This window comes from Vibrio albus (assembly GCF_003144035.1).
GTDB lineage: Bacteria > Pseudomonadota > Gammaproteobacteria > Enterobacterales > Vibrionaceae > Vibrio > Vibrio albus.
In genome coordinates, this window is record NZ_QFWT01000007.1 from 128,739 (window position 1) to 154,600 (window position 25,862).

At 44.1% G+C, this 25,862-nt stretch carries 15 protein-coding genes and 5 pseudogenes; 7 read left to right on the top strand and 13 right to left on the bottom strand.

What is annotated here, in order from left to right:
• The first annotated feature begins 25 nt into the window (after nucleotides 1-25).
• Together DI392_RS19505 and ltrA (DI392_RS13515) are read left to right on the top strand one after the other, a co-directional pair.
• Nucleotides 26-289, top strand: coding sequence for a hypothetical protein (locus tag DI392_RS19505; RefSeq protein WP_146194535.1), 264 nt, complete (start codon nucleotides 26-28; stop codon nucleotides 287-289).
• A gap of 865 nt (nucleotides 290-1,154) precedes the next feature.
• On the top strand, nucleotides 1,155-2,492 hold the full coding sequence (gene ltrA / locus DI392_RS13515; RefSeq protein WP_223195456.1) for a group II intron reverse transcriptase/maturase: 1,338 nt from the start codon (nucleotides 1,155-1,157) through the stop codon (nucleotides 2,490-2,492).
• A 128-nt stretch (nucleotides 2,493-2,620) separates the two neighbouring features.
• On the opposite strand, the gene DI392_RS13520 is transcribed toward ltrA (DI392_RS13515), so the two are convergent.
• Nucleotides 2,621-3,310 (bottom strand): VIT1/CCC1 transporter family protein, encoded by a 690-nt coding sequence (locus DI392_RS13520; RefSeq protein ID WP_016898901.1) that lies wholly within the window; start codon nucleotides 3,308-3,310, stop codon nucleotides 2,621-2,623.
• Between the two features lie 376 nt (nucleotides 3,311-3,686).
• Nucleotides 3,687-4,643 (bottom strand): IS1595 family transposase, encoded by a 957-nt coding sequence (locus DI392_RS13525; protein WP_109320312.1) that lies wholly within the window; start codon nucleotides 4,641-4,643, stop codon nucleotides 3,687-3,689.
• Nucleotides 4,644-4,717: 74 nt separating this feature from the next.
• Here DI392_RS13525 and DI392_RS13530 point away from each other — a divergent pair, with 74 nt between their 5' ends.
• From DI392_RS13530 to DI392_RS13540, 3 genes and pseudogenes are all read left to right on the top strand, one after another.
• On the top strand, nucleotides 4,718-5,677 hold the full coding sequence (locus DI392_RS13530; RefSeq protein ID WP_107947007.1) for an integron integrase: 960 nt from the start codon (nucleotides 4,718-4,720) through the stop codon (nucleotides 5,675-5,677).
• 631 nt (nucleotides 5,678-6,308) lie between these two features.
• Nucleotides 6,309-6,941 carry a LysE family translocator gene (locus DI392_RS13535; protein ID WP_109320313.1) on the top strand — a complete coding sequence of 211 codons (633 nt, stop codon included), beginning with the start codon at nucleotides 6,309-6,311 and terminating at the stop codon, nucleotides 6,939-6,941.
• Nucleotides 6,942-7,123: 182 nt separating this feature from the next.
• A pseudogene (locus DI392_RS13540) lies at nucleotides 7,124-7,542 on the top strand (bleomycin resistance protein); the annotation flags it as partial.
• Between the two features lie 321 nt (nucleotides 7,543-7,863).
• On the opposite strand, the gene DI392_RS13545 reads toward DI392_RS13540, so the two are convergent.
• From DI392_RS13545 to DI392_RS13600, 10 genes and pseudogenes are all read right to left on the bottom strand, one after another.
• Nucleotides 7,864-8,322, bottom strand: a complete 459-nt coding sequence (locus tag DI392_RS13545; protein WP_109320314.1) for a hypothetical protein — start codon at nucleotides 8,320-8,322, stop codon at nucleotides 7,864-7,866.
• Nucleotides 8,319-10,367: a hypothetical protein gene (locus DI392_RS13550; RefSeq protein WP_109320315.1), complete on the bottom strand. Its 2,049-nt coding sequence runs from the start codon at nucleotides 10,365-10,367 to the stop codon at nucleotides 8,319-8,321. The genes DI392_RS13545 and DI392_RS13550 overlap by 4 nt, the downstream gene beginning before the upstream one ends.
• A complete protein-coding gene (locus DI392_RS13555; protein ID WP_109320316.1) occupies nucleotides 10,367-12,109 on the bottom strand; it encodes a hypothetical protein in 1,743 nt (580 codons plus the stop codon). Before DI392_RS13555 ends, DI392_RS13550 begins: the two co-directional genes overlap by 1 nt.
• Entirely contained in the window at nucleotides 12,102-13,433 is a 1,332-nt protein-coding gene (locus tag DI392_RS13560) for a tyrosine-type recombinase/integrase (protein WP_109320336.1), read from the bottom strand. The genes DI392_RS13555 and DI392_RS13560 overlap by 8 nt, the downstream gene beginning before the upstream one ends.
• A gap of 130 nt (nucleotides 13,434-13,563) precedes the next feature.
• A pseudogene (locus DI392_RS13565) lies at nucleotides 13,564-14,346 on the bottom strand (DUF4158 domain-containing protein); the annotation flags it as partial.
• A gap of 130 nt (nucleotides 14,347-14,476) precedes the next feature.
• A pseudogene (locus DI392_RS13570) lies at nucleotides 14,477-14,763 on the bottom strand (transposase); the annotation flags it as partial.
• 85 nt (nucleotides 14,764-14,848) lie between these two features.
• Nucleotides 14,849-15,367, bottom strand: coding sequence for a helix-turn-helix transcriptional regulator (locus tag DI392_RS13580; protein ID WP_041156838.1), 519 nt, complete (start codon nucleotides 15,365-15,367; stop codon nucleotides 14,849-14,851).
• A gap of 2 nt (nucleotides 15,368-15,369) precedes the next feature.
• A complete protein-coding gene (locus DI392_RS13585; protein WP_041156839.1) occupies nucleotides 15,370-16,104 on the bottom strand; it encodes a cytochrome b/b6 domain-containing protein in 735 nt (244 codons plus the stop codon).
• A gap of 158 nt (nucleotides 16,105-16,262) precedes the next feature.
• A pseudogene (locus DI392_RS13590) lies at nucleotides 16,263-18,512 on the bottom strand (Tn3-like element ISShfr9 family transposase); the annotation flags it as partial.
• 920 nt (nucleotides 18,513-19,432) lie between these two features.
• Nucleotides 19,433-20,473, bottom strand: coding sequence for an IS110 family RNA-guided transposase (locus DI392_RS13600; RefSeq protein ID WP_089139185.1), 1,041 nt, complete (start codon nucleotides 20,471-20,473; stop codon nucleotides 19,433-19,435).
• A gap of 311 nt (nucleotides 20,474-20,784) precedes the next feature.
• On the opposite strand from DI392_RS13600, the gene ltrA (DI392_RS13605) reads away from it, so the two are divergent.
• Both ltrA (DI392_RS13605) and DI392_RS13610 read left to right on the top strand, forming a co-directional pair.
• Nucleotides 20,785-22,257: a group II intron reverse transcriptase/maturase gene (gene ltrA / locus DI392_RS13605; protein WP_089139186.1), complete on the top strand. Its 1,473-nt coding sequence runs from the start codon at nucleotides 20,785-20,787 to the stop codon at nucleotides 22,255-22,257.
• 271 nt (nucleotides 22,258-22,528) lie between these two features.
• Entirely contained in the window at nucleotides 22,529-25,447 is a 2,919-nt protein-coding gene (locus tag DI392_RS13610) for a Tn3 family transposase (RefSeq protein WP_089139187.1), read from the top strand.
• Between the two features lie 211 nt (nucleotides 25,448-25,658).
• Here the strand turns inward: DI392_RS13610 and DI392_RS13615 are convergent.
• Nucleotides 25,659-25,856: pseudogene (locus tag DI392_RS13615) on the bottom strand (type I restriction enzyme endonuclease domain-containing protein); the annotation flags it as partial.
• Nucleotides 25,857-25,862: the final 6 nt, after the last annotated feature.

Below are 25,862 nucleotides of genomic sequence, written 5' to 3' on the forward strand. Positions count from 1 at the left end.
AGCATTACCAAAAATAGGCCAATTTATGACAAAAGAAATGAGTCCTGATCCTTGTGCTAGAAAGGTTTGGGGCATAAATGAGTTTGATGGCGCGATCCATCAGCCCACCCACCTTGAGCCTCGCTTTTTGGGAAGTGACAAATTATCTGGAAATTGGTATTCTAAAAACTCGAATTTTAGGAAAAATAGTCAAAAACTACTGTTTTTCTGGAAAAGGCTGAGAAGCCTTATCACACATACCTTTCCAGATTTATTTCAGAATCGACCTGTCGCGGTAGTTCGTTACTAAGCAGTCAAGTAACCCTGTTTGTACCGTTCTAAATGATACTCACCCAGAAATAAAGATTCATACTAATTCCTACTACAAAATCTGAGTCACGCTACAACTGAGTAATAAAGTATCATACTGGTTGTCTTGAGCATCCACAGATTGATTGGCCCCATTCAAACACGTTTCTGGACAGAAACGAGCTAGGTTTCCAAATCTAATTCGTAAGTTTAGGATTAAAATTTCTATGGATTAACGCAGCGTTAAGCGGTGAGTAACTGTTGGCTTAAACTGTGAAGCGCAGCGGAACCAAGCCAACAGTTATGAATCCGATTTAAACGCTTTGTGTACGCCCAGCATGGGCATGAACTAATGAGGTGAAAGTCCTCTGTAGGAAGATCACCGTTACTCTTTCTAAAAGAGAATAACATACTGTTATTAAACGTTAACTACTAGCGAATGGCAAGGGCTTAATCGCGAGGTTTGGTCTGGAGGAAGCCGCTAGCAAATTTGCGAGCTGATGAACAAGAACATCATATGAGGCGTAGGCTAGAGGTGAGTTGGCACAAGACGACGAAACCACGTGATCTAATGGCCACCGTAAATGATGCAGCAGTGCAAAGAAAGTTCATGTTCTTATCTGGGGAGATCTGCTTAACACGCGATCGGTCATTAACCAGTAAGGCTCTGGTTTATAAGTGCCTTGGCTTTTCAACTTCATCGACTGAAAAGAGCGAACCAGATGGAAACCGATAGCGCATGACGGGGTAACTTGGCATGTGATTAAGCAGAAGTCAGCAGACGGCATAGTAGCCCAACGCCCATCGTAATGGTTGGGATATGGTGAAGGCCTGAACATTTAGAAGAAGGAGGAGTCTTGTCAAACTTGTCGATACCCACTACGTCGCCAGACGATTACTATCAGCAGCGTATTGATATGCAACCGGCCTTCAACAACGATTTATTCCAACAACTGCTCGAACCTGAAAATCTACACCGAGCTTGGCGTCAAGTTAAAGCCAATAAAGGCGCTGCGGGCATCGATGGCATGACTATCGAAGCCTTCCCGCTCTGGATGCAACAAGGCGGCTGGCAACTGTGTAAATCTCAATTAGAGCGAGGTGAATACCAACCCTCAGCGGTCAGGCGCGTAGAGATCGACAAACCCGATGGCGGTAAACGCAAATTGGGGATCCCTAACGTCATTGACCGTGTGATACAGCAAGCCATTGCTCAAATACTCACGCCACTGTTTGACCCATTCTTCTCGACCAACAGCTTTGGCTTTAGGCCGAACAGAAATGCCAAACAAGCGGTACTGCAAGTAAGGGATATCATCAAACAAAAACGCAAATTTGCCGTCGATGTTGATCTGTCTAAGTTCTTTGACCGAGTTAATCATGATCTCTTGATGACTCAACTTAGAAGCAAGGTGCAGGATAAGCGTCTGTTGGCGCTTATTGGTAAATACCTTCGAGCTGGTGTGATGGTCAATGGCCAATTTGAAGCAAGCTTTGAAGGCGTGCCTCAAGGCGGCCCACTCTCGCCATTACTCTCTAACATTATGCTGGATAGTCTGGATAAAGAGCTGGAAAGCCGAGGGCATAAATTCGCCCGCTACGCGGACGACTTCATCATTTTGGTAAAGTCTATTCGAGCAGGAGAGCGGGTACTCAAGAGCATTACTCAATATCTGGCCACTAAGCTAAAACTGGCCGTTAATGAACAGAAAAGCCAAGTGGTTAAGGTCGGTCAAAGCAAGTTTCTTGGGTTTACATTTAACCGAGGAAAGATCCAGTGGCATGCTAAAACATTACGCATTTTCAAACAAAAGATGAGACGACTGACGAACCGAAATTGGGGAGTTAGTATGGGATATCAATTGTTTAAAGTGCGGCAGTACATGCAAGGCTGGATCAACTACTTTGGCATAGCCAATGCTTACCAAGGATGTGTCGATTTAGACCATTGGATCCGTCGTCGCATACGTATGTGCTACTGGCGTCAGTGGCGAAAACCACGGACTAAGGTGCAAAATTTACTTAAGCGTGGCGTCAGGATCCAAGCCGCTGTTGCTTGTGGTATCACAAGTAAAGGCCCTTGGCGTAGCTCTAAAACACCGGGGATACAGCAAGCACTGAGTAATGAGTATCTGAAGAAAGCAGGATTATATTCACTAAGAGATGGATGGATCGCAGTTCATTATCCTAACCAGAAAGTTTAGTTAAGGGTTCTAAATGAACCGCCCTGTGCGGAGCCGCATGCAGGGTGGTGTGGGGGCTGGAGGTTAGATACCTCCGGCTACCCGATTAGCTGAATTTAGATGATATAGCGCCATTGGCTAATTACTTATTAAGCAACGACGCCAAAGACACTACCTACTACTGCAGTTAAACCCATGGCAAGAGCTCCCCAAAAAGTTACTCTAAAGGCACCAACAGCAATTGATGCTCCACCAGCACGAGCTGCAAGTCCGCCAAGAACTGCTAAAAATACTAGAGATAACACAGAAACAGCTGTTATTAATAAGTTTCCAGGAATAACCCAAGCCACTAATAGTGGAAGCGCAGCTCCTACTGTAAATGTACCAGCCGAATAAAAAGCAGCTTGAACTGGCTGAGCGCTAACTGTTTCTGATATACCTATTTCATCTCTGGCATGCGCCCCTAAAGCATCATGCGCCATTAACTGTTCAGCTACTTTTTCTGCTAATACAGGTTCGAGCCCTCTATTTTCGTATATTTTTGCGAGTTCATCTTTTTCAAACTCAAAATTATTGGCTAATGATTTTTTTTCTAGTGCAAGGTCAGCACTTTCTGTATCTGACTGAGAGCTTACAGATACGTACTCACCTGCTGCCATTGACATCGCACCTGCAACTAGGCCAGCAATACCAGCTAAAAGAATGCTTTCCTGTGATGAGCTTGCTGCCGCCACACCAATAATAAGGCTAGCTGTAGATACGATACCATCATTGGCCCCTAAAACTGCCGCTCGCAACCAGCCTACTCTATGAGATCTATGCATTTCATGGTGTGTCATTTATTACCTCGATATATTTTTCAGCTAACAGCTTATTGATTAGCAGCAGGATAACCTCCTGCTTTCTTGTAAGTTTCTTCGTCAAAATATCACTTGTAAGTGTTTGTTGTAAATATATTATTTAACAAAAAATACAGGTTAAATATGACAATTTAGCAGATAAAAAAGATGCATAGGTGTTTACGAGGTCTGCATAGCACTTTTATATATATTACAAACTATTGATAATAATGAGTTAATGTTTAACAGTTAGTATTATCGATGCGCCAATCCAACGATTTATGCATCTTTTTCATAGCAATTATCTCAACTTCAACTATAACTGTATATAAACAAGGGCTATCCACTTAGCACAACCAACCACTATATATTGTGGTTATCGATTTTTAATTGATTGGTACGTTATCGGCTTAGAACGCACTGCTTGTTCAAGCAACCTGTAGAATAATAATCCCCGAGAATCTGACTTTCTTCTATTGAAGCGAAATGTAAACTCATCTAAATAATAATCAAGTTGCTTAGCCTTTACCGCGCCTTGATATGTACCTAAAAGCCATCTTTTACATAATGATGAGACTCGATGCACCCCAGCCATTGTTTCATGTGCAGGTACAGATGAACCTAAATGCACTATTCGGTTATGCTTATATCCTTTCTTGTCTATTTGTTTGTATGCTTGAGAGCCATCACTACAAATTGTACTACCAGGTTCAATTACATCTTGAATGAATTGATGGATATGTTCTTTGGTTGCACTTTCCACTTGCCTTAAACGTATCCGGCCAAATCCAGAGCGTGATAGCAGCTCAACTGCTACCAAAACTACAGCCTTACGCTTACCCTGTTGATTTTTAATAGATGATTGGGGAACAACGCCACCTATTAGTGTTTCGTCAACCTCTACGATGCCGGACAGTTTATCCCTTTCAGGATCAACCATGGCATACCTTAACTTGTGCATTAATGACCAAGCGGTTTGATAACTCCCAAGACCTAATAACCTTTGAACTCCAAGAGCGCTGACACCATTTTTTTGATTTGTAATAAACCAGACGGCAGCAAACCAACTTTTCATGGGGGTTCTTGTTTTGTCAAAAAGTGTACTTGATGTTACTGAACACTGAGAACGACAAGCATGACATTTTAACTTGCCATTACTTAACTGATAAGGTGATTGATGGCTTGAACAGCTTGGGCATATGAATCCGTTTGGCCAACGAAGTTTGTAAAGGTAGCTAATGCAGGATTGTTCATCATGAAACCAATCAACAAATTCGCCCCAACTTGTAGGGTAATCTACACCAGCTTTTAATAAATACGATGAAGTTTTCATCACTACATATTGACACTGGTGGCGCTAAATGGATAGCCCTTATATAAACACAGTACATTGGTAAGGTAACGGTTATGGGGCAATTAACATTTTTGGAGGCTATACGGACAGAGATCAGGGTACGCCATTACAGCTATCAAACAGAAAAATCCTACCTCTATTGGAACCGCTATTTCATTCGACATTGCAATATTCGTCATGGCGCTGATATAACCCCCGCTTTGATTGAACAATTTCTCTGTTTTTTAGCAGTGGAGTGCGAAGTGTCGGCGAGCACCCAGAAACAGGCTCTATGTGCCATTGTATTTGCTTGTCGCCATGTGTTAAAAATTGAGCCCAATGAGTTACAATTTCCCTATGCAAAAGCCCCTAAACGAATACCGCAGGTATTGTCTAACGAAGAAGCAAAACTGATCATCAGCAATTTGTCAGGCTACCACTATTTAATTGGTGCCATCCTATTTGGCTCAGGGCTAAGATTAAAGGAAGCCTTAAAACTTAGGGTAAAAGATATTGATCTAACCACTAAATCTATCTTTGTGTACCGAGGTAAAGGGCAAAAAGATCGAGTTTGTATGCTACCTAACGGATTGATTGATGTTCTAAAGTCACAAATGAAACAGGTAAAAAAGCTCCACGAGGCGGATTTGTCAGATGGCTTTGGACTTGCTTCATTGCCCATCTCTCTCATCAGAAAATACCGCAGTAACGCCTCTAAGTTTCATTGGCAATATCTCTTTCCTGCTAGCCGCCGTTGTATGCACCCAAGTGACAACTATGTGTGCAGACACCATATTCATCCAACGGCTTTTTCACGTGCATTAAGGCAAGCTACCACTAACTGTGGTATAGATAAGCGCGTTACCGCCCATACTTTCCGCCATTCATTTGCAACATCTTTATTACTCAAAGGCCATGACATTCGTACCATCCAAGAGTTATTGGGACACAGTGATGTCAAAACGACCGAGATATATACCCATGTGATTGGTGGCCATCATACTGGGGTCATAAGTCCTCTTGACAGTCTTTAAGGCATACTACAAAACAAGTTACTAGGGCCTTATCTTTTGCTTTCCGCATTAGTAAATATGAGGCAAACACAGAAACACAAAGTTCGAATGAGTAATTGTTCTAAATCATAATGGGGCATAAACGTTTTAGAAATGGCAGTGTACTCTGATCGCTGCCATTTAAGTATGAATCTTTAATACTCAGTATGAAACTACCGCGACAGGTCGATTCTGAAATAAATCTGGAAAGGTATGTGTGATAAGGCTTCTCAGCCTTTTCCAGAAAAACAGTAGTTTTTGACTGTTTTTCCTAAAATTCGAGTATTTTAGAATACCAATTTCCAGATAATTTGTCACTTCCCAAAAAGCGAGGCTCAAGGTGGGTGGGCTGATGGATCGCGCCATCAAACTCATTTATGCCCCAAACCGCCTTAGTGCTATTACTCAGCAACGAGTTACGCTGCGGAGTTTGCGATACGTGAAGTTATGGCAGACACCAGAACAGCACTGCACGGAATCTCCCAAAACTGTTCAATTTTGCAGTAACTACTCTTGATTTTCAAAGTGCATACTTATGCGACACAGCCCCTTTGTTGGTTGCGTCACATGAATATTAGGTGTAGGTTAGAGCTTTGTGTTTCTTGAGGTAAGTATGTCTGATTTAAATTTTTGGTTATTGTTTCTAACCACTGCTTTTGCCCTAAATGTCGCTCCAGGGCCAGATTTGTTGTATATCCTGACGAAGACAATCAGTAATGGTAAGAAGGTTGGCTTAGCGTCGGCTATAGGTGTATGTACGGGAGCGCTTTTCCATGTATTTGCAGCTTCTATCGGTCTATCTGCGATCTTGGTGTCTTCTGCATTAGCATTTAGCATAGTTAAGTATGTTGGTGCAGCTTACTTGTTGTATCTGGCCTATCAATCATTTAGATCATCTGGCTTTGAATTAAATACTGATAACTCGAATCAGAATAGAGAAACAGCATTTGAAGCATTTAAGCAAGGGGTACTAATCGACATTCTAAACCCCAAAGTAGCCATTTTCTTTATGGCATTTCTACCACAGTTCGTCCGTGAAGATGCGGGTTCTGTGTCGTTCCAATTATTCTACCTAGGGCTAATTGTTATTGCTGTTGCCATCATTGTGGAAGCTGCATATGTTCTTGCAGCAGACAAGATTTCTGAGCGAGTTAGAAGTAGTAAAAAGCTAAGCATCTGGTTGGATCGAGCTGTCGGAACAATGTTTGCTGGTTTAGGTATAAAATTAGCTGCTGCAACCAGTTAAAGCTTTTCAACAATCCGCCTTTCTCGTTGGCGGATTTTATCCTCTTGGGGTATTCCCTCCCAATCATGTACATAGCGCAACGTAGTTCACTCAACTTCATAAGCGTATGTTCATTCTTCCTGAAGCCGTTTAGTAAATTGATTATAATGCCCTCAATCTAAGACAATACATAAGGTTATAAGATGAGCCAATATTGGAACGTTATGGTTCCAGAGTTGACAGTAATGAATTTTGAGCAATCTCTTCGTTTCTATACAGAAATACTTGGCTTTAAGGTTCGCAACCAAAGGAGTGCTCCTAATTTTGCGTATCTTGAGCAAGAGCAAGTACAGATAATGATCGAGCAGTTTCATGAGACAGGTTGGAATGTCGGTTAACTAGTTTATCCGCTTGGTAGAGGGGTTAATTTTCAAATCGAACTTACCGACATTCAGCTCATATTGGAACGGATAAAAAAGCTAATATATCTCTGTATCGCGATATTGACGAACTATGGTACGACACTGGTTCAGCTTTGGCAGGCCAGTTAGAGTTCTTAGTTCAAGATCCTGATGGATACTTGCTTCGGTTTACTCAGTACCTTGGTGAAAAAAAACAAATATGCACCTCGGTGTTAAGCCTAAGTTCTTCAGTAAAGGGGAAACAATGCATATCTCTGAGGTTGTTTTGCATAAAGCGACCAGTCTGATATAGATTGTCAGTGAAAGGTTTTGTCCAATTCCGCGCAGACAGACCATCGCTGACAACGGTGGTCTTTGACGTTTTGGGGTACGAAAAGTTATCCGTAATAACCTAAATTAGCAAAGCAGCTAACACGTTTCTGTCCAAAAGTGAGCTAGGGAAGAAGTGGCAGTCGTGTGAAGTGGCAGTCGTGTGGAGTGTTTGGTAGCCCACATCAATATATCAGTGGGCTACTGGTGGATTACTTGATTGGCACGATCTGGCTTCTTTTCAGCCTAGAAAGCTCCTCCCGAAGCTCTGCATTTTCATGCTCCAACTCATCCACACGAGTTAATGCCTGAACCAGCTTATCATTCAAGTGATGCTGCGCAGCCGCAAATAAGGCTAACTTCTCTCGCTCCGTTTCATACTTAGCCTTGTAGTTATCCTTGATACGCTTTTGCTCTTTGAGCTTAGTGCGCACGGTCTGGATCTCTGGCCGGATTATTTCACCATTGCCTGCCGCGATTTCAGCTTTAGTCTGTCTAACCTTATCAACAAACTCGGGGTAGTAATAGCCACTGCCGTTGCCAAGGCTCGCTTCCTCCTCAACAGCGCGAACACTGAGCTTGCGATGGGCAGGGATACGCTTAGGTTTACCCTGTTTAATGCGTTCTAGAGCCGCTTCAAGCGCTAGCAATGTGTTTTCGCTCTTACTCATGAGTTCGCTACCTTTAAGTCAGGTTCGAAAGGGGTAAATGGCAGTTCAAAATCAGCCATGACTATCTCTGCGGCTCTTACTTGGGTGATGTAGTGGCTACGCTCACTCACCGAAATATCTTCGTCGGATTCCATGTAAGCAACCAAACTGTTGTGCTTTTTCTGCCACCACAGCGCTTGTTCCTCGTCAATGATGCTGCTGCCTGAGCCGCAATCGACACAGAATTGAGGCATGACAACACCATCCATATCGCAATTGTATCCATTTTTACAATAGCTGTGCAATGAGCCGTGCAGTGTTAACTTGCCGTCCTTAACCGCCCTATAGATGATCTCCCAAGAGCTATAGATACTCGGTATTTCGCCGCGCATTTTCATGATTGCTTTACCGTGAGTTCCCGCGAGTTTTTCGTCCGAATGCCACTGTTTAAAAATCTTGTTCGCCGTTGATTCTGCATTGATTTCAGTGAGCAGGTTTTTTACCTTTTCGTCTACCATTAAGTCCCGATAGCTCGCCAGCTTTCCGCCATTGGTGTACCACTCGGTCATGGCTAAATATAGGTGCTTAAATTGCTGTTTCAGTGCGACTAATGTACTAAAGCGGTTCTTAATGCAGTAAAACGCCAGTGTGCGCCTGAACTGGTGTGGAGTTAAGGGCCAAGGCTGACCAACCGTGACAGATTCTTTAATTCGCTCTAACGAGCGCGGGTTAGACTCAAGGCATTCCTGATAATCTTCTTCACTCACCACCATGCCGAATTGCCGACAAAAACGCTGTAAGCGGGAGGACCAGTCAGTAATTAATACTGGACTTTTAGAGCGATAGGTATGATTAAGCCAAATGGAGTCAGTATATTTGTCATTGGGGTAAACGACCTCTGAGCGCCAGCGCTCTGTGAGTGTTGACATCAGTTCGATAGCTGTTTTTGAAGACGCTGCTGTCACCCAGGTTTCGCGTTTTTCTCCCAGCTTAAAGGTGTGAGATTGCAGCATGTGGTAGTCGCGACCTTCAAAGGTGTCCTTGTAGTAGCTGTCAGGAGTGAGCTTGTCTAATTCGGAGTCCCGCATTCCGCTGAACCCGCCACATACGATGTAGCTACTGGTAATCAGTTGCCCAAGGTAACGTTTGAAATCAGTTCCGTTGCTCAACTTAACATTCGGCAGTTTTTCGGCTAATGGTGCAATGATATCGAGAACGGAGTTGGGCTTATTTTCTTGAAGGTCCGACGCAAATTTGTGGTTATCAATCCCTACATCAGTTTTTAAAAACGTGAACATGGCTCCTTGCGCAATCTTTTCATCGAGGACACGCCTACCTTCTAGATAGTTGTCTTGCATGGCATTTTCGGTTTGGGCAATTAGCGCCCGAAATGGATGGGCTTCTTCGATAAGTTCAATCGCTTTACCGTAAATCTCATCACATAAGCGCTCAGGGATAACCAGAGTTTGCTGCTTGTGTAGGTCGCAAAGTTTTTTTGCCTCAACAGATGCCTTAATCGGCGCGGTAAAGCCTAGCGCTAATTGATGCCACGGTGCGAACTCGATAGCTTTGTTGATAGCAATAAAACATTGCTCGATAGTGCTTTGTGCGTACCCGTTGTTGATAAGATATGCCTCAAAAGATTTCCAGTGACTGGGTTTAGATAGCGCTTGTAATGAACTGAGGCAGTTTTGTATTAGGAAGCGATAGGCGAGTTTTATGCTTGCTTGTCGAGTTTTAGTGCTAGAAAAGGAAGTTGCTTTTCGTTGTTTCGGGTTCTTGTTAAACAGCCAACCAAAAGTGAGCAGTTTTAGCTCCCGTTGCAGTGCCGGTGACCGTTCGAACTCTGCAAATGGTAAATTATTTTTGCTTTTTTTTCGGGAGAACGGCAGGCAGTTCCAGTCGCTATCGCCGAAGCTTGCCGTGACCGCACCTTCTTTATCCCTGCAGACGATAACCGCATCCAGTTCATCAAAGCGTTGTTCATGATACAGCCTGATCAAATCAGTATCTTGAATTTTGTGCGCTGTTGGAAAGCTGGCTTCATAAAGGTGGTCGGTTTGCATTATTTTGCCCCCTTAGCAACGCGAGGAATGAGGTTGAGAATGGAATCGGCTTCGCCCCACGCTGGGTGCAAGCCATCGTCATTCAGACGCGCTTCGGCTTGCTTAAGTACATTGGCATGGAGGTTGGGTAGTATTTTCTGGTCGATGAAGGAAATAATCGCCTTGAAGTTGTTGCGATAATGACTGGCATCTAAATGCAGGTATAGCGACTCTTCGATGCAGGCTTTAAACGAGAGCAGGCACCAGATATCTGCCACCGACTGAACAATGACTTGCTCTGGACAGCCAAAACACGCTAACAGGTCGGCGCACGCTAATCGCTCCCCCTCTTTGGCTAATCCGTGGCGTCGGGCTTGTCTGGTATATTTCTCCGACTTTTCACCAAACGGGTTGTTACAGCTTGACCCGCTTGATGTTCGACTGAGGTTAGGCAGTTTGATGCTGTTTTCTTGTTCAATCACTAGCACATCAATTGCCAGATTCTGCCTCGCTTGCGAGGTGTTAACCTTACTTTTGGCCTGCTCCTCTCTTATCGCCATGGTATCTTGCATCATGCCATTATTGGTTGTTTTATTGCCTTCACTGTAATGCTTCTTGCGGGTGTTGGGCGTGTTGTTCAGCATGATGTCGTTCGCCATGTCGCCCTGATGAAATGCGGTTAACTGGGCACCGGTTTCGCGGAAGCGGCTTATCATCGGACGCAATCGACGACCCGTTTGGTCAGTAAATGAAAAGTGCGCTTCCATCCAGTCTGCAAAGCTACGGAGTGTTATAGCCTTTATTGGCTGTACCTTATTGGCAGTGACCGTTTGCAGCAAGAGGGGCTGTTCACCAGTATCAATTAGCATGGATGCTTCACGCAACTTATCGAAAAAGTCTAAGGCGTATTTTGGAATATCTAACTCATGGCCACACATTTCCACCTGAATCGTTTTAAACGCACGGCGTTTAAAGGCAGGCATGGTGTACCATACCTCGTCCAGTGTGGTTGAAGCATTGTCTGGTTGGCGCAGTTGCAACAAGTTTCCGGTATTGCTATGGGTGTAATAGGCCAGCAGGAACGCTCCTGCGCACATCATCTTGCTAATTCCACCATACAAGGGGTATTGCTTACCCTGCCAGTGAAAGGTCATGGTGGACACGTTTTTGTAGGCATCAAAATGCTTTTCTGGGAATGCAATAAATTGCTTTTGCGTCTGCTTAAAGACTTGTCGTAAAAAGGGAAGCAGTTGGTTTAAATCGCTGCGGGTGTAGGCTTCGTAAGATTCTGTATCGCTGGAATCCCTGGCCACCACGTTATCGAAGTAGTGATGCGACAGGTCAAGATATTTGATAAACAGGATACTCATTTCTCCGCGTATCCGCGCGTAGGTCGAGCCTTTCATCAAACCTAACATCACTCGGTCATTTTGGTGAGACATATAGCCTTCAATAGAGCATTTGGTGAATGCGTTGACGCTCTGTTTATCGCACCACCTGAGATACAAGGATGCGGTAGAAAAGACGTTGTACAGGGTGAAATGACTGCCACCTTCTTCAATCTCTTTATCGAAGCTTTGTCTTAACTGAAGAATAACGCCCTCTCGTTCAGCATCTTCAAATTGCCCGCCCTGTTGCAATAACTGCGTTGAGGGAAAGTGCTTGACCAGAAAACGGTTAAAGTCCGCTTTTTGAATACTATTTATGTCTAATTGGATACACAGCTCTGGCTGCCAACCGCTTAGATATTCCACCTTACTCATTGCTACCTCCCTGTTCGTTATGCAATACGCTGTGCATGATGCTATCGAGGATGCCAAACTTGACCTTGAAAGCCTTTTTCCGTCTTAGAAAGCGCAAATACTTCCAGGTGGTCGATTCATTTTTATGTCCCATCCAAGCCATCAGCAGTTCCATGCATTCAAGGTCAAGGAGTCCAGCTTCAAGCAGGTCACTGAGGCGATAAGTGCCATAGGTCGAGCGAAAATCGTGGAAACGGTGCATAAAAGTGGGGTGCGACTTTTTGATTACGCTGCGCAACTCTGACCATCTGGCTTCAATGGACTTTGCGCTGACCGGATTACCTTGCTCACTGACAAAAACGGGTTCGTGACTCTCACAACGCTCTAGTGCATCAACTGCCTCCTGCTTCAGCCCCAATGCCACTTCAAATAAGTTATCCAGTTTATGATTTAGCTTTGTCACACGCTGTAGGCGCCGCTCAGAGGTGCGGTATTCATTTAACTGGGCTAGTAGCTCAGCTGATATTTCAATGGTTCTTTGCTTGGCATATTTGGTTTGAACACCATACAACTGCGGTGAAATCGTCAGTTCATAGCGGTGCTCACTTTCAGCAAGGGGGATCGCAGTCTTTAATGCATCCAGCGTGAGTGTGGCTACTTCATTGATCCGCATTCCGGTATCAATAGAAAGCAGCACCTGAAGGCGTAGTTCAATGGATGCTTGAGGCAGATACGAGGTCAATATGTCCAGCGAATCGTTACTCAGGGGAGTAAGCGGCCTGATGTTCTTGCTGCTGCTGTCCCTCGGCACTTTAATTCGTAGATCACTGGTCTGCACGGTAAACGTTGGCGATATGTGTGCCAGCATCCCAGTGCTTTGAACGGATACAAACTCCATCTTAAAAGGAGCCTCTTTCTCGTTCTTGATTTTCAAGCAACCATCATGCATTAACCACTTGTAGTAGTTAACAATTTGATTCATTCGGACGCTTGCTGTGCTGTGAGCTAATTCACCATTCTTGATTTGTTTTAACAGGTGAGAACGAAAAAGATAAGTTGGTTTTAGTCTTTTGACGGGAGGGAATTTATCCCATGCTAATTGTTTGTCTTCAAGGAATTGGTAGTAAGCATGTAACGCTTGAGCGCAGGGGGATAGGTCTTTAGCTACTTTGATGGTTTTTTGGTAGAAGAGGTAACTATTTGCTTCGTGGTTGAACGAACCATCTTGATTAAACAGTGTAGGCAGTGAGCCAATATTCCCCTCAACAGGAGAACATTGACAGTTGTTATCACTGACTGATAACTCTGTCTGTTTGTAGACATTGTTTGATTGTATGAGATACATAAATTTACCTAGAAAACCACTGACCATACATACAGTATGGTCAGTGCGTAATTATTTTCCAGATTTATTTATGTGTGTAAGATGTTTTTCCTACACTAACCTGTCATGGTATGAAACTTTATTCTACTCACACATCACCGAAGTGTTGTCGATTTTTAAGAGACAGATTAAGCCCATCGATAACGCCATTGATTTGCGTGCGCCATGGCGCTAACTGATGATAAAGGGCAAGCTCTTTTTTAAGTTCAGGTACGGTCAGACTTTTTGCACCGCCTCTGAGCTGGTTCAGGCTTAGTCCGTCATCAATGGCTGTTATGCTGTCCAGAAAGACGTGAAGTTCAGGACTGGTGAGTTGATTAAGTTGGTGCGCCAGGTCTTTTCTGACCTGCTGCATCGCTCTGCTTATCAGTCTCTGGAGTACGGTGTACCTAGGGATAGCAATGCTGTGACTGGTTAGGAATTCAATAGCAGTATCAAAGAGGTAACGCGGCTCCAGCCAGGCATTGCCCACCTGAACAAGGTGGTCGAAAAGAGAATTGAAGTGCTGACTTTCGTCCCATTTGTGATAACCAGCAAGGTCTAATACTTTTGCGTAGAGTCGATCTTTTTGTTTTTGTGAGGGAGTGAATGGTCTGAGCCCCTTGCCGCCAAGCAGCTCTTTACTGATGAACATTAAATCCTTAGAAACCTGCGAGTAAGCGATATCTAGGATGACGGGCTTTGATTTGAAGTATCCCAAAATCGCGACAAAGTAACATCTATGAGCTCTGAGACGAATTGACCGAAAAACTGCCAATTCCGCATCGTTCAGAGAAAAGTACAGACGTTGTTCTTCGATTGAAAAAATGGGTGGGGAATAAAGATTTGCCTGTTCTGCTCTCGTGAGAATAGTAATTTCGTTTTTGATGGCCATATCAGGGCTGTTCCGTATTAAATGTACGATATTTACCTAATTTGCCACACTTATAAGTAGTAACCCACCTCCGCAGCCATTTATTGGTGTGGTCTACAGAGAATTATGTCTTTTTAGAGGGGAAAATCCCTAGAACCCCTCTTTGGCGAAGAACGTTGCCGCTTCGCGCAAAAAATCCCGTTCCTTTTTAACTTTGGCAAGTTCTCGTTTCAATCTTGCCATCTCCTCATCACGAGGGGAGCCGCTGCCTTTGAATGCTTTATCTTTAGATTGCTCAGCTTCACGCTTCCAGCGACTCAGGAGATTGGGATTGATACCGATATCCAATGCAATCTGGCGACAACTGGCATCGGGCTGCTGGGCAAGTAATACCGCTTCGCGTTTGAACTCTGGGGAATACTTTCTTCGTTTGGTCATAGACACTCCTTTCAGGCACAGTATGCCTCTTTATGGATGTGTCCGTAAAATCTGGGTAGAACCCGTTAATGGTTGTCGAGAAAATTCATGCTTTTACATTAGAGCCAGGAAGCAAATCCTCCAAGAAAAATGCAGCAAACTCAGCTCTATTTTTTAAACCTGCTTTTGCGTAAATGGCGCTAAGCTGAGTTCTTACGGTTTTCTCTGATGTATTCCGAAACTCACCAATTTCAACCAAGCTAAAACCTTTCAGCAACAAAAAAGACACTTGTTTTTCGGCCGGAGTAAGTCCCCATGCTGATAATTGATTTTCTATCATCAGGGACACTCCATCTATGTGTTCTTTCGCCTGAGAACGCCATTGCTCAGCTTCACGCTTATATGCAGCAGAATTTAGTTTTTCTTTGGATAAACTTACTCTTAAATTCAGCATATTTTTAAGAACAAAAATAACGCCAATAATTGCCATTAATCCAGCGCTTGCCTCAATAAAGACGTGCCAAAATGGCACGCCTTCATCAAAGTCTGTGATTAAGTCAGTAACGACCATAGCGCCAATTAAACCGAAGGTGGCTAATAAAAAAACTCGCTCTTTATTTCTCATTCTCAGTCGTGTTTTTCATACTCTTCATGTCTCTCATATTCTTCGTGCTCATTTCCTTCATTTTCTGCTAGCTGAAGCTTAGTTCCGAACACAGATAACGTCCTTGAGGGTTGGTCAAAATTCCCAACTAAGTATGCCGAAAAGCCTGCGATCAAAAACAAAAATAAGAGACCAATCCCGAAATGCCTAGAGACAGACTCAGTGGTTTCGGCTAAGTCTCGTTTGTAACCCGTTACCATGCTCATACCGATCGAATCTTTATGTTTGAGTTGGTGAAGAATAACACCAGCTATATGCAAAATGACCACAACGATAAAAGTATTGGCCAATAGCTCGTGAACCTCCTTCCAAGACTCCCCTACAACTCCGGTAGCCATCAAAATACCAACTCCCCCTAAGCCCAAGGCCAATATCATCATTACCAATGCAGCCCAACTAGATGCAGGATTGTGACCGACCCACGTTCTATTTGTTCCGGTTAATATTCCTTTAAGATATGCAACCAATCCGGACACATTCAAGGAAAAATCGGTAAACCGAGCGTGCCTGCTGCCAATTATTCCCCAGATCCCCCTCAATAATACGCTGAAGACCATTATTAAGCCAAAAATCATATGATAAGAAAAGGCCAGGTTGTCATCATCAACTGTATTTGAGATGGTAAAGGCGGCAATAAAAGAACCAGCAAAAAGCCAATGGAAGCACCTTGTAGGTAAATCGTAAACTCGAGTTTTCATTATTTCACCAATAGTGTGGAAAAAGAGGGTTCAATTTAGAAAATCTTCGAACACTATCAATCATATCGATGCCCTATAAACCAAAAGTTTTATCGTACTTATGTCTTATATGGCAACGTAATAGCATTTTTACGCCTAGTTTTCCATAATTTCTTTAGTTTGATTTCACTGCTGTTGGATTGTAACAGGTCATAAATATAGTGTGATTCGTGCTCGTTGGAACCGATGATCCGAGCATTGAGGGCGCTGTGGTTGGCCACCAGTGTCATGGCCGTGATCCCTTTGTTGGTGCCGAAATACTTAGAGGAGTACCGGGTTTTAAAGGTTTCCAGATGGGTTTCGAATTTCTGACCATCCGCACTGGCATGCAGCTGGTCCTCCTGAATATGGTAGTGGCGGAAGATGGGTAGCGCTGCAACCGCATTATTGATCACGTCGCTGGCGTCATGCAGCGTTTCAGGCCGGATATAGTTGGCCTGCACCGTACTCAGGTGTTCATAGCTTCGATCGGAGATCTGCGCCATGCCATACACACCACGGTGAGTGGCGTTGGCAATCAGAATGGCCAGTAAATCATCCTGATGAGTGAACCCTTGTTTTTGTATCGGAAGTACATGAGTCAGACATTTCATGAACCCGGTTTCGCGCTCTACATACCGCAGTACATCCGCGATACCGACCGGTTGCATTCGCTTAAAAAAGGGATTGTTGACCAGAGATGTAGCGCTTTTGGTCGGCAGACGCCAGCGGGTACCGGTACGATTTTTCATGATCACATTTCGATTGTCTCCCTCATCAATATGGAGAGCAACGTCTTTGAGTGCACTTTCCAGCCGGTGTTGTTTCTCCTGTAACAATAACTCTGCGGGCTGTTTTAGTCTGTCCAGTGTTGATGAGGCCAGCAAGGTATCCTGCGATGTCTGGGGGATCAGGTCGTCTTCCAGTGCGCGGTATTTGGTAACATTTGGCAAATAAATGCGTCCATTCAGTCGTGAGGTTAACTGCCGGTAGAGCAGCCATTCGTAACGTTGCGGGTTAACGTTATCCTGTTTAACCAACCATGGGAGGTGCTTTTTCGGGATGAGCGACGTATCCATCGTCTTCAGTGGTCCACCGAATGCGATTTCCGTCTGCATCTGTTGAAGTTGGGCGACGACGGCTTCTGAGCCTTTACCGGCCTCACATTCAAGGCACAAGAACACCTGCCTTAACAGTTGCTCCAGGAGATTGCATTGTTCATCGTAATGTTGCCACTGGTACTCTTCCACGGTCCGTTTCTGTTTTTTCAGGTAAAGGCAGAGGGTCTGGATATCCCTGTCATTCATGACCTTCAATGCCTGTTGTCTGACTACTGAGAAGGGTTGATTATCATCAATGTTCTCATCCACAAACAGATGCAGTAACTCTGCCGCTTTCGTGACATTGTCCGCGGCTGACTGCCAGGACAGGAACACTGCTTGTTGTGCAAAGGTGTTGGCAGCTTCTTGTTGCTTGCGGATATGGTAAATGAACCCATCAGTTAACCGTTCCAGTGCCAGTTGTATCCGCTCTGTCAGGTGACATAGCAACCATAGATGCTGCTGTGCGCGTTTGAATCGTTTGAGTTTACTACCGTAATAGTTGATGAGCTCACCGAAGTGTTGTCGATTTTTAAGAGACAGATTAAGCCCATCGATAACGCCATTGATTTGCGTGCGCCATGGCGCTAACTGATGATAAAGGGCAAGCTCTTTTTTAAGTTCAGGTACGGTCAGACTTTTTGCACCGCCTCTGAGCTGGTTCAGGCTTAGTCCGTCATCAATGGCTGTTATGCTGTCCAGAAAGACGTGAAGTTCAGGACTGGTGAGTTGATTAAGTTGGTGCGCCAGGTCTTTTCTGACCTGCTGCATCGCTCTGCTTATCAGTCTCTGGAGTACGGTGTACCTAGGGATAGCAATGCTGTGACTGGTTAGGAATTCAATAGCAGTATCAAAGAGGTAACGCGGCTCCAGCCAGGCATTGCCCACCTGAACAAGGTGGTCGAAAAGAGAATTGAAGTGCTGACTTTCGTCCCATTTGTGATAACCAGCAAGGTCTAATACTTTTGCGTAGAGTCGATCTTTTTGTTTTTGTGAGGGAGTGAATGGTCTGAGCCCCTTGCCGCCAAGCAGCTCTTTACTGATGAACATTAAATCCTTAGAAACCTGCGAGTAAGCGATATCTAGGATGACGGGCTTTGATTTGAAGTATCCCAAAATCGCGACAAAGTAACATCTATGAGCTCTGAGACGAATTGACCGAAAAACTGCCAATTCCGCATCGTTCAGAGAAAAGTACAGACGTTGTTCTTCGATTGAAAAAATGGGTGGGGAATAAAGATTTGCCTGTTCTGCTCTCGTGAGAATAGTAATTTCGTTTTTGATGGCCATATCAGGGCTGTTCCGTATTAAATGTACGATATTTACCTAATTTGCCACACTTATAAGTAGTAACCCACCTCCGCAGCCATTTATTGGTGTGGTCTACAGAGAATTATGTCTTTTTAGAGGGGAAAATCCCTAGAACCCCAACATGGCGAATTTTAGATTCTGCGATTTCATGCATCATGTGTGGTATTGCATTGAAGCTGGCAGCACCTTTGTTAAGCCAATACATATAGAGCGTCGCGATGAAGCTGCATTTCTATTAACTAAATTGCTCCTGTTAGATTGGACACTGAGTTTCCATACCAGAAGTTATTCGTCCTTTGCTAATTTAAGTAAATACTCTAAACCATTTCTGTCCGTGCGACCTGAAGTCGTATGAAGCGTTGTTCACCGCTTTATGAGTGAACCGTCTGTATCACCAGATGAACCTACGAGCCTGAATAAAGCAGCGGCTCGGACAATGTAACGAAACTTGGCAGTTGGGCTGAGTGGGAAAAGAATCGTGAGAGGACGTTCCTCCTGAAAACCACAATTCGGGTAAGTGCTAGGTAGTCAGTATGATGAACATATGTGAATCCATTCAAGGTGCGTTATATGATGAAGCAGCGGAAGTGGTTATTACGCTGTAGCCAAAAGGCAATGAGAGTTGGAAAGAGGTTGGACAGTACTTTTTCGTGGTCACTGCACTCTCCGCACTTATATGGACTCCTCGTTTTAATCAATGCCTTTAAAATATGACGATAGTTGCGCACTTATATACGGGCTCTTTTTGGATAGCTATTCCTGCCCTTTGATGTGTTCGCCCCAATGGTTCAAGTCTATAGTGCAGTATCCGAATACTTTAGTGCGGAGCTGAATTCCATTGGTTTTCTTATCGCTTTATTTTATGCAAGCCATTGAATTAAAATTTTATTTAACGATAATTACGCTTGAATCGGCAATGGTTGGTAGTCACTATCACTTTTTATGAGTGCAACGGCTGTTCTAACAGTTTTATTTGCCATAGCTATTGCGGCTATTTTCTTACCACGCCGCTCTACGATAGATTTTAGCCATCGTTCTTTCTCTGTTGTTGGAGCACGAAGTGTTACTTTGTACACTATGGACATTGCTCCTTGATACAAGAGACTTCTCAAGCGCTTATCTGCACAACTTTTAGAAATATGCCCAATCCGTTCTTTACCACCTGTAGAGTGTTGTTTCGGTGTTAATCCAATACAAGCAGATGCATCCCTACTGTGTGTAAATTCTTTACCGTCACCTAAACGTATCATTAGACCTAACGCTACAATTGGGCCGACACCCTCCAGTTTACTCAGCTTTTGGCAAATTTTGTTTTGTTTGATGTGTTCTGCAATCAAACAGTCGTAGTATTCTATTTGTTCTGTTTGCATCGCTAGGATATCAGCTTGTGAAGCTAGTACCTGGCGTAAACTATCAGGCAAGCCATTTTCGGCATCTTCTAATATTTCTGGGATCCGTTTTACTAAAGGGGCTATTCCTTTAGGCAACACGATGCCATATTCGTTTAGGAACCCACGCATCTGATTACTGAGAGCTGTTCGCTGTGCTAATTGTAATGCTCGAGCTCGATCTAAGCACTGCAACCCTTGCTCATCTTCAGACATCAAATTACAACTGAATATATGAGGGAGAAGAGCAGCAACACCTACTGCATAAGCATCGTTCTTATCCGTCTTTTGCTTAAGTTGTAGCCCTTTAACTGATCGAGGTTGGATGATTTTTACCTCATGGCCGTTTCCTTTGGCTAAGCGGGCCCAATAGTGAGCACCACCACAAGCTTCCATGGCTACCAAGGAAAACCTCTTCTTTCCAGTTAGCAGTTTAATCAAACTGTTACGACTAATAGCTTTGTTTAAAAGAACTTCACCGTTGTTTCTCATATAGCAAACTTGAAATGAGTTTTTCGCTAAGTCGATTGCAAGTAAAAGATTGTCTTCCATATCTGCTCTCCACAGTTTTATCAGATGTATCTGTACCGTACTCCCTGGGGGGAGAGGAGTCCATACATCTATAGTGGGCATCTACCCTGATATTGCGCGACATGCGGAACACGGTAAGCCAGTATCGTTCCTTCGGGAAAGCTGTCTGTGAAGAGAGCCGATAGCGGTGCTGGTAAAGGAGGTTGGAAAAAGCGAATGCTGCATTGTAATGATGCAGATACAGACGAATGTCTGACACGAAAGTGTGCCCACTTCCAACTGGTCTCCCATTGCAAGATGATTTGGAAAACTTTATTTAAGAAGGAACGCAGATGATCTCTTCTCATGAAGTGAGTGCCCCTTCTGGCAGCGCCCAATGGCAATCCATCGACTGGAAAGCGGTTGAGCGTCATGTGTTAAGGCTCCAGATGCGCATTGCAAAAGCAATCCGAGAAGGTAAACACGGTAAGGCAAAAGCACTACAGTGGATACTGACTCACTCGAAAGCAGCAAAACTTCTCGCTGTTCGTCGAGTATCACAAAACAAAGGCAGTAAAACGCCAGGAATTGACGGCGACATCTGGAACACCGATGCACGTCGAATGGCGGCAGTCAGCTTACTGAGCAGAAAAGGCTATCGAGCCAAACCGCTCAGAAGAATCTATATCCCAAAGAAAAACGGCAAGCTTAGACCATTAGGTATCCCGTGTATGATAGACCGAGCGCAACAAGCGTTACACCTTCTCGCACTAGAACCTATATCTGAAACAATTGCCGACCCTAACAGCTATGGGTTTAGACCCAATCGAAGCGCAGCCGATGCAATACAGCAGTGCTTCAAATGCCTATGCAAAAAGGGAGCAGCACAATGGGTTCTTGAGGGGGATATCAAAGCTTGTTTTGACAAGATAGGTCACCAGTGGCTACTTGATAATATCCCGACAGACAAAAGGATGCTCAAGCAATGGCTGGGATGTGGCTATATAGACAAGGGGCTGTTCTACAAAACGGCAGAGGGAACACCACAAGGCGGGATAATTTCACCCACCCTGATGTTACTTACTCTTGTCGGACTAGAAAAGTTAACTAAGTCTATCGCTCGCAAAACAGGCAGCAGAGTCAACTTTATAGGTTATGCTGACGACTTTGTTATCACTGGGTCTTCAAAGGAAGTTTTTGTGAATGACATTAAGCCGCAACTGATGACTTTCTTACAAGAAAGAGGTTTAACGCTTTCTGAAGAGAAAACGCATGTGACTCATATTAATGATGGCTTTGACTTTCTTGGCTTTAACGCCAGAAAGTACAAAGGAAAACTGCTCATTAAACCGAGCAAGTCCAACGTATTATCATTCTTACGAAACATGCGTGACGTCATCAGAAAACACGCAACAATCCCAGTAGCCGATCTCATCAAGATGATGAATCCAAAACTACGAGGATGGGCGAATTACTATCGCCATTGTGTTGCTAAACAAACCTTCGGCTATGTTGGCCATCAGGTGTTTCTAGCGTTATGGCGATGGTCAGTCAGGCGTCACCCAAACAAGGGGCGTAAATGGATCGCACACAAGTACTTTCTAAACTATCAAGGGCAATGGATTTTCCATGGCTGGTTTAAAAAGGATGGGCTGTATGGCGTGATCCGACTGTTTCAAATCGGTCAAGTGCCAATCAAGCGACATGTAAAAATCATGAGTCAAGCGAACCCGTTCGATCCTTTTTGGGAAGGTTTTCTCAATGAACGTAAGGTGAAAAATACAGGTCGTAACTCATGGTTTGAACCTGTTGCAACAGCTTTGTGAATTGCTGGGTAACACTAACGCCTTAGTGGAGGCTTGAGCCGTATGCAGTGAAAGTTGCACGTACGGTTCTCAGGAGGGCGGCATCTGGTAACAGGTGTCGCCTATCCGACATTTCCGAGTTACGATACTGATTTTCAGTGTGTGATCACCAAGCGATTCTGTCGTACCTCACACCTATGAAACCGGATTGTCAGCATCGGGTTTTAATTGAGGCATTTATCTGGTTAGCTAAGTGTGTGTCCTTTTGACATAGCTACCGGAGGAAATAAGATTGCCACGCAAAACCCTCTTCACGTTATCTGAACGTGAAACATTAACGGCATTTCCTCAAGAGCATCATGATCTTGTCCGACACTACCTATTTAACGATGCCGACCTTGCCCTTATTAACCAAAGGAGAGGGAAACACAATAGACTTGGGTTTGCTATTCAGCTTTGCTACTTGCGATATCCCGGAAAACCCATTCCTCCAGATGAAGAACCTCCAGCCCACCTGCTGTCTTTCGTAAGTGAACAACTCGGTGTACCAATAACACATTGGAAGAGGTATGCGATAAGAAAGACGACCCGCAGGGAACATCTCACTGAGCTGATGAACTGGTTAGGGATGGCCTCTTTTACTCTGTCCCATTTTCGTTTGTCCGTACAATATTTACTAAAGACTTCGGTCCAAACCGAATCAGGTATGGTGCTTGCCAAAACGTTGTTGGATTATCTACGCACCCAAAAGGTAGTTATTCCTGGCATGGAGGTATTGGAAAGGATATGCGCGGAAGCGATCACTCTCGGAACGAAGAGAGTATATCGTGCACTGACATCGGAATTGTCTGAAGGTCAAAAAGAGCAGTTGGATCGACTTCTACTGATGCGGAACCAGCAAAGCCAGACGTTTATTAACTGGTTACGGCAGCCACATGGTTTTCCCAATGCAAAGCACGTTCTAAAACATATAGAGAGAATTGAATATATTCAGGCACTATCTCTGCCTGATGGTCTGGAAAAAATGGTTCATCAAAATAGGCTCAGAAAAATAGCCCGTGAAGGTGGTCAAATGACACCACAACATCTCAGGGATTTCGAACCGTTAAGACGACACGCAACACTGGCGGCTGTGGTACTTGATACAAGAGCCACTTTGATTGATGAACTCATAGATATGCATGACCGAATCATGGCTAGTAAAGAGAATGTTGCCAGACGAAAACATGCTGAACAGTTTCAAAGCTCAGGCAAGCAAATTAATGAGCAACTAAAGGTACTGTCACAGGCCGGACGCCTTATTCAGAAAGCCAGAGAATCAAAAAGTGATCCATTTGATGCTATTGAAACCTCCATTGGCTGGCAGGTCTTTCTTGATAGTATCAAAAGCGCAGAGCAACTTAGCCAACCAGAGTTTGATCATCTTACGCTCATTATTGATGCGTATCCTCAGTTACGCCGTTACACTCCGGCGTTTCTTGATGCACTGGAATTAAAGGCGGCTCCAGTCAGCCAGTCTCTGCTTGATGCGGTTAATGTCCTTCGTAAACTGAACCTGACCAAAGCGCGTAAGTTACCCGAAGACGTACCGACTGACTTTATTCGAAAACGATGGGCCTCCCTTGTCTTTACTGAGGAAGAAATCAATAAAAAGTATTATGAACTTTGTGTCCTTTCAGAACTGAAAAATGCGCTTCGTTCGGGTGACATATGGGTTCGTCATTCCCGACAGTTTATGGACTTTGAAGATTACCTGCTTCCTCTCGACAAATATCGCGCACTGTTTAGCCAACAAGAGTTAGGGCTGGATATTGAAACTGACGGTGAGTTATTCCTTGAACAGAAAAAGAACCAGCTAGTCACCGCATTGAAACGAGTCGAACTCCATGCTGCTGACAACAACCTTCCCGGTACGATAGTGACTGCCAGCGGAATGCGCATTACACCGTTGACGAACTCTGTTCCAGATGAGGCTGAGAAGTTGATTAGGAAGGTATCAGCACTTATGCCTAAAGTGAAAATAACTGAACTTCTTCTGGAGGTAGACAGATGGACAGATTTCTCACGCCATTTTACTCATTTGAAAGGGGGACAACCCGCATCTGACCGAGTAATGTTAATGACTGCTGTTCTTGCAGACGGAATCAACTTAGGTCTGACAAAAATGGCCTCATCCTGCCCTGGTACTTCTTACGCTAAACTCTCTTGGTTACAGGCCTGGCATGTTCGAGACGATACTTACAGTAAAGCATTGGCTGAGCTGACAAATGCACAGCATCAACATCATTTTTCTCAATGGTGGGGTGATGGTACGACATCCTCTTCGGATGGGCAGCGATTTAATGCGGGAGGTCGGGGAGAATCCAAGGGACACTTTAATGCTAAATATGGCTCAGAGCCGGGAAGTATTTTTTATACTCACATTTCAGACCACTATGCGCCGTTTCATACCCGGATCATCAACTCCCCTGCGAGAGATGCCACCTATGTACTGGATGGCCTTCTTAACCATGAATCTGAACTCAACATTGAAGAACATTATACGGATACCGCTGGATTCACTGATCATGTATTTGCACTCATGCCAATATTGGGATTCAAATTTGCTCCACGAATACGTGATCTTTCAGATAAGCGTCTGTATATAGCCGGTAACAAATCGGATTATCCGACATTAGGAGGGCTAATTGGTGGGGATGTGAACTTTGATTATATCGCCTTGCATTGGGACGATATCCTCAGATTATCTGCATCAATCGGAAAGGGAGTGGTCACAGCTTCTCTGATGCTGAGAAAGCTCGGTAGCTATCCCCGTCAAAACGGATTGGCACTGGCATTGCGGGAGTTAGGGCGTATAGAACGCACTTTATTTACTCTGGAGTGGATGCAAGATATTAATCTTAGACGTCGAGTTCAGGCTGGCCTTAATAAAGGTGAAGCGAAAAATGCTCTTTCTCGGGCAGTTTTCTTTAACCGATTGGGGGAATTAAGAGACCGGAGCTTTGAAAACCAACGTTACCGCGCCAGTGGGCTTAATCTGGTTGTTGCTGCAATTATTTTATGGAATACAGAGTACATCAGTCAGGCATTAGAAACACTCCGCAGCCGTGGGGAAATCATCGATGATGCATTGCTTAGCCACTTATCTCCTTTAGGGTGGGAACATATAAATTTAACGGGAGATTACATATGGCCAGAACTGGATAATTAATCGTTTAAAGTCATTATGTTATGCTCTTAGCGTACAATATTTTCCGAATCGTCGTGTGACCCCTTTTTGGACAGAAATTACTTAGATCATTAGCTCTAATTTATTCCATTTTGATTACTATTTTTGACCGAAAAGAGCGGCTCGTTGATTTTTAATCAAATGAAAAGTGCATAGATATTCAAAAGGCAAGGTATAAACCTTGCCTTTGTTATTACTTATACCAGCCGTCAGCTAGAACTTCTGCTTGTTCTAACACAAGCTTGATGGCTTCCTCTGCGGCATCAGGTGGATATTTCCATCGACGCAGCAGTCGGCGTACTAGGTTACGCATACGAGCGCGAACGCTTTCGCGCTTTTGCCAGTCAACCGTTGCAGATTTACGAAGTTGCTGAGTAAGTTCAATCGCTAAGTTGTC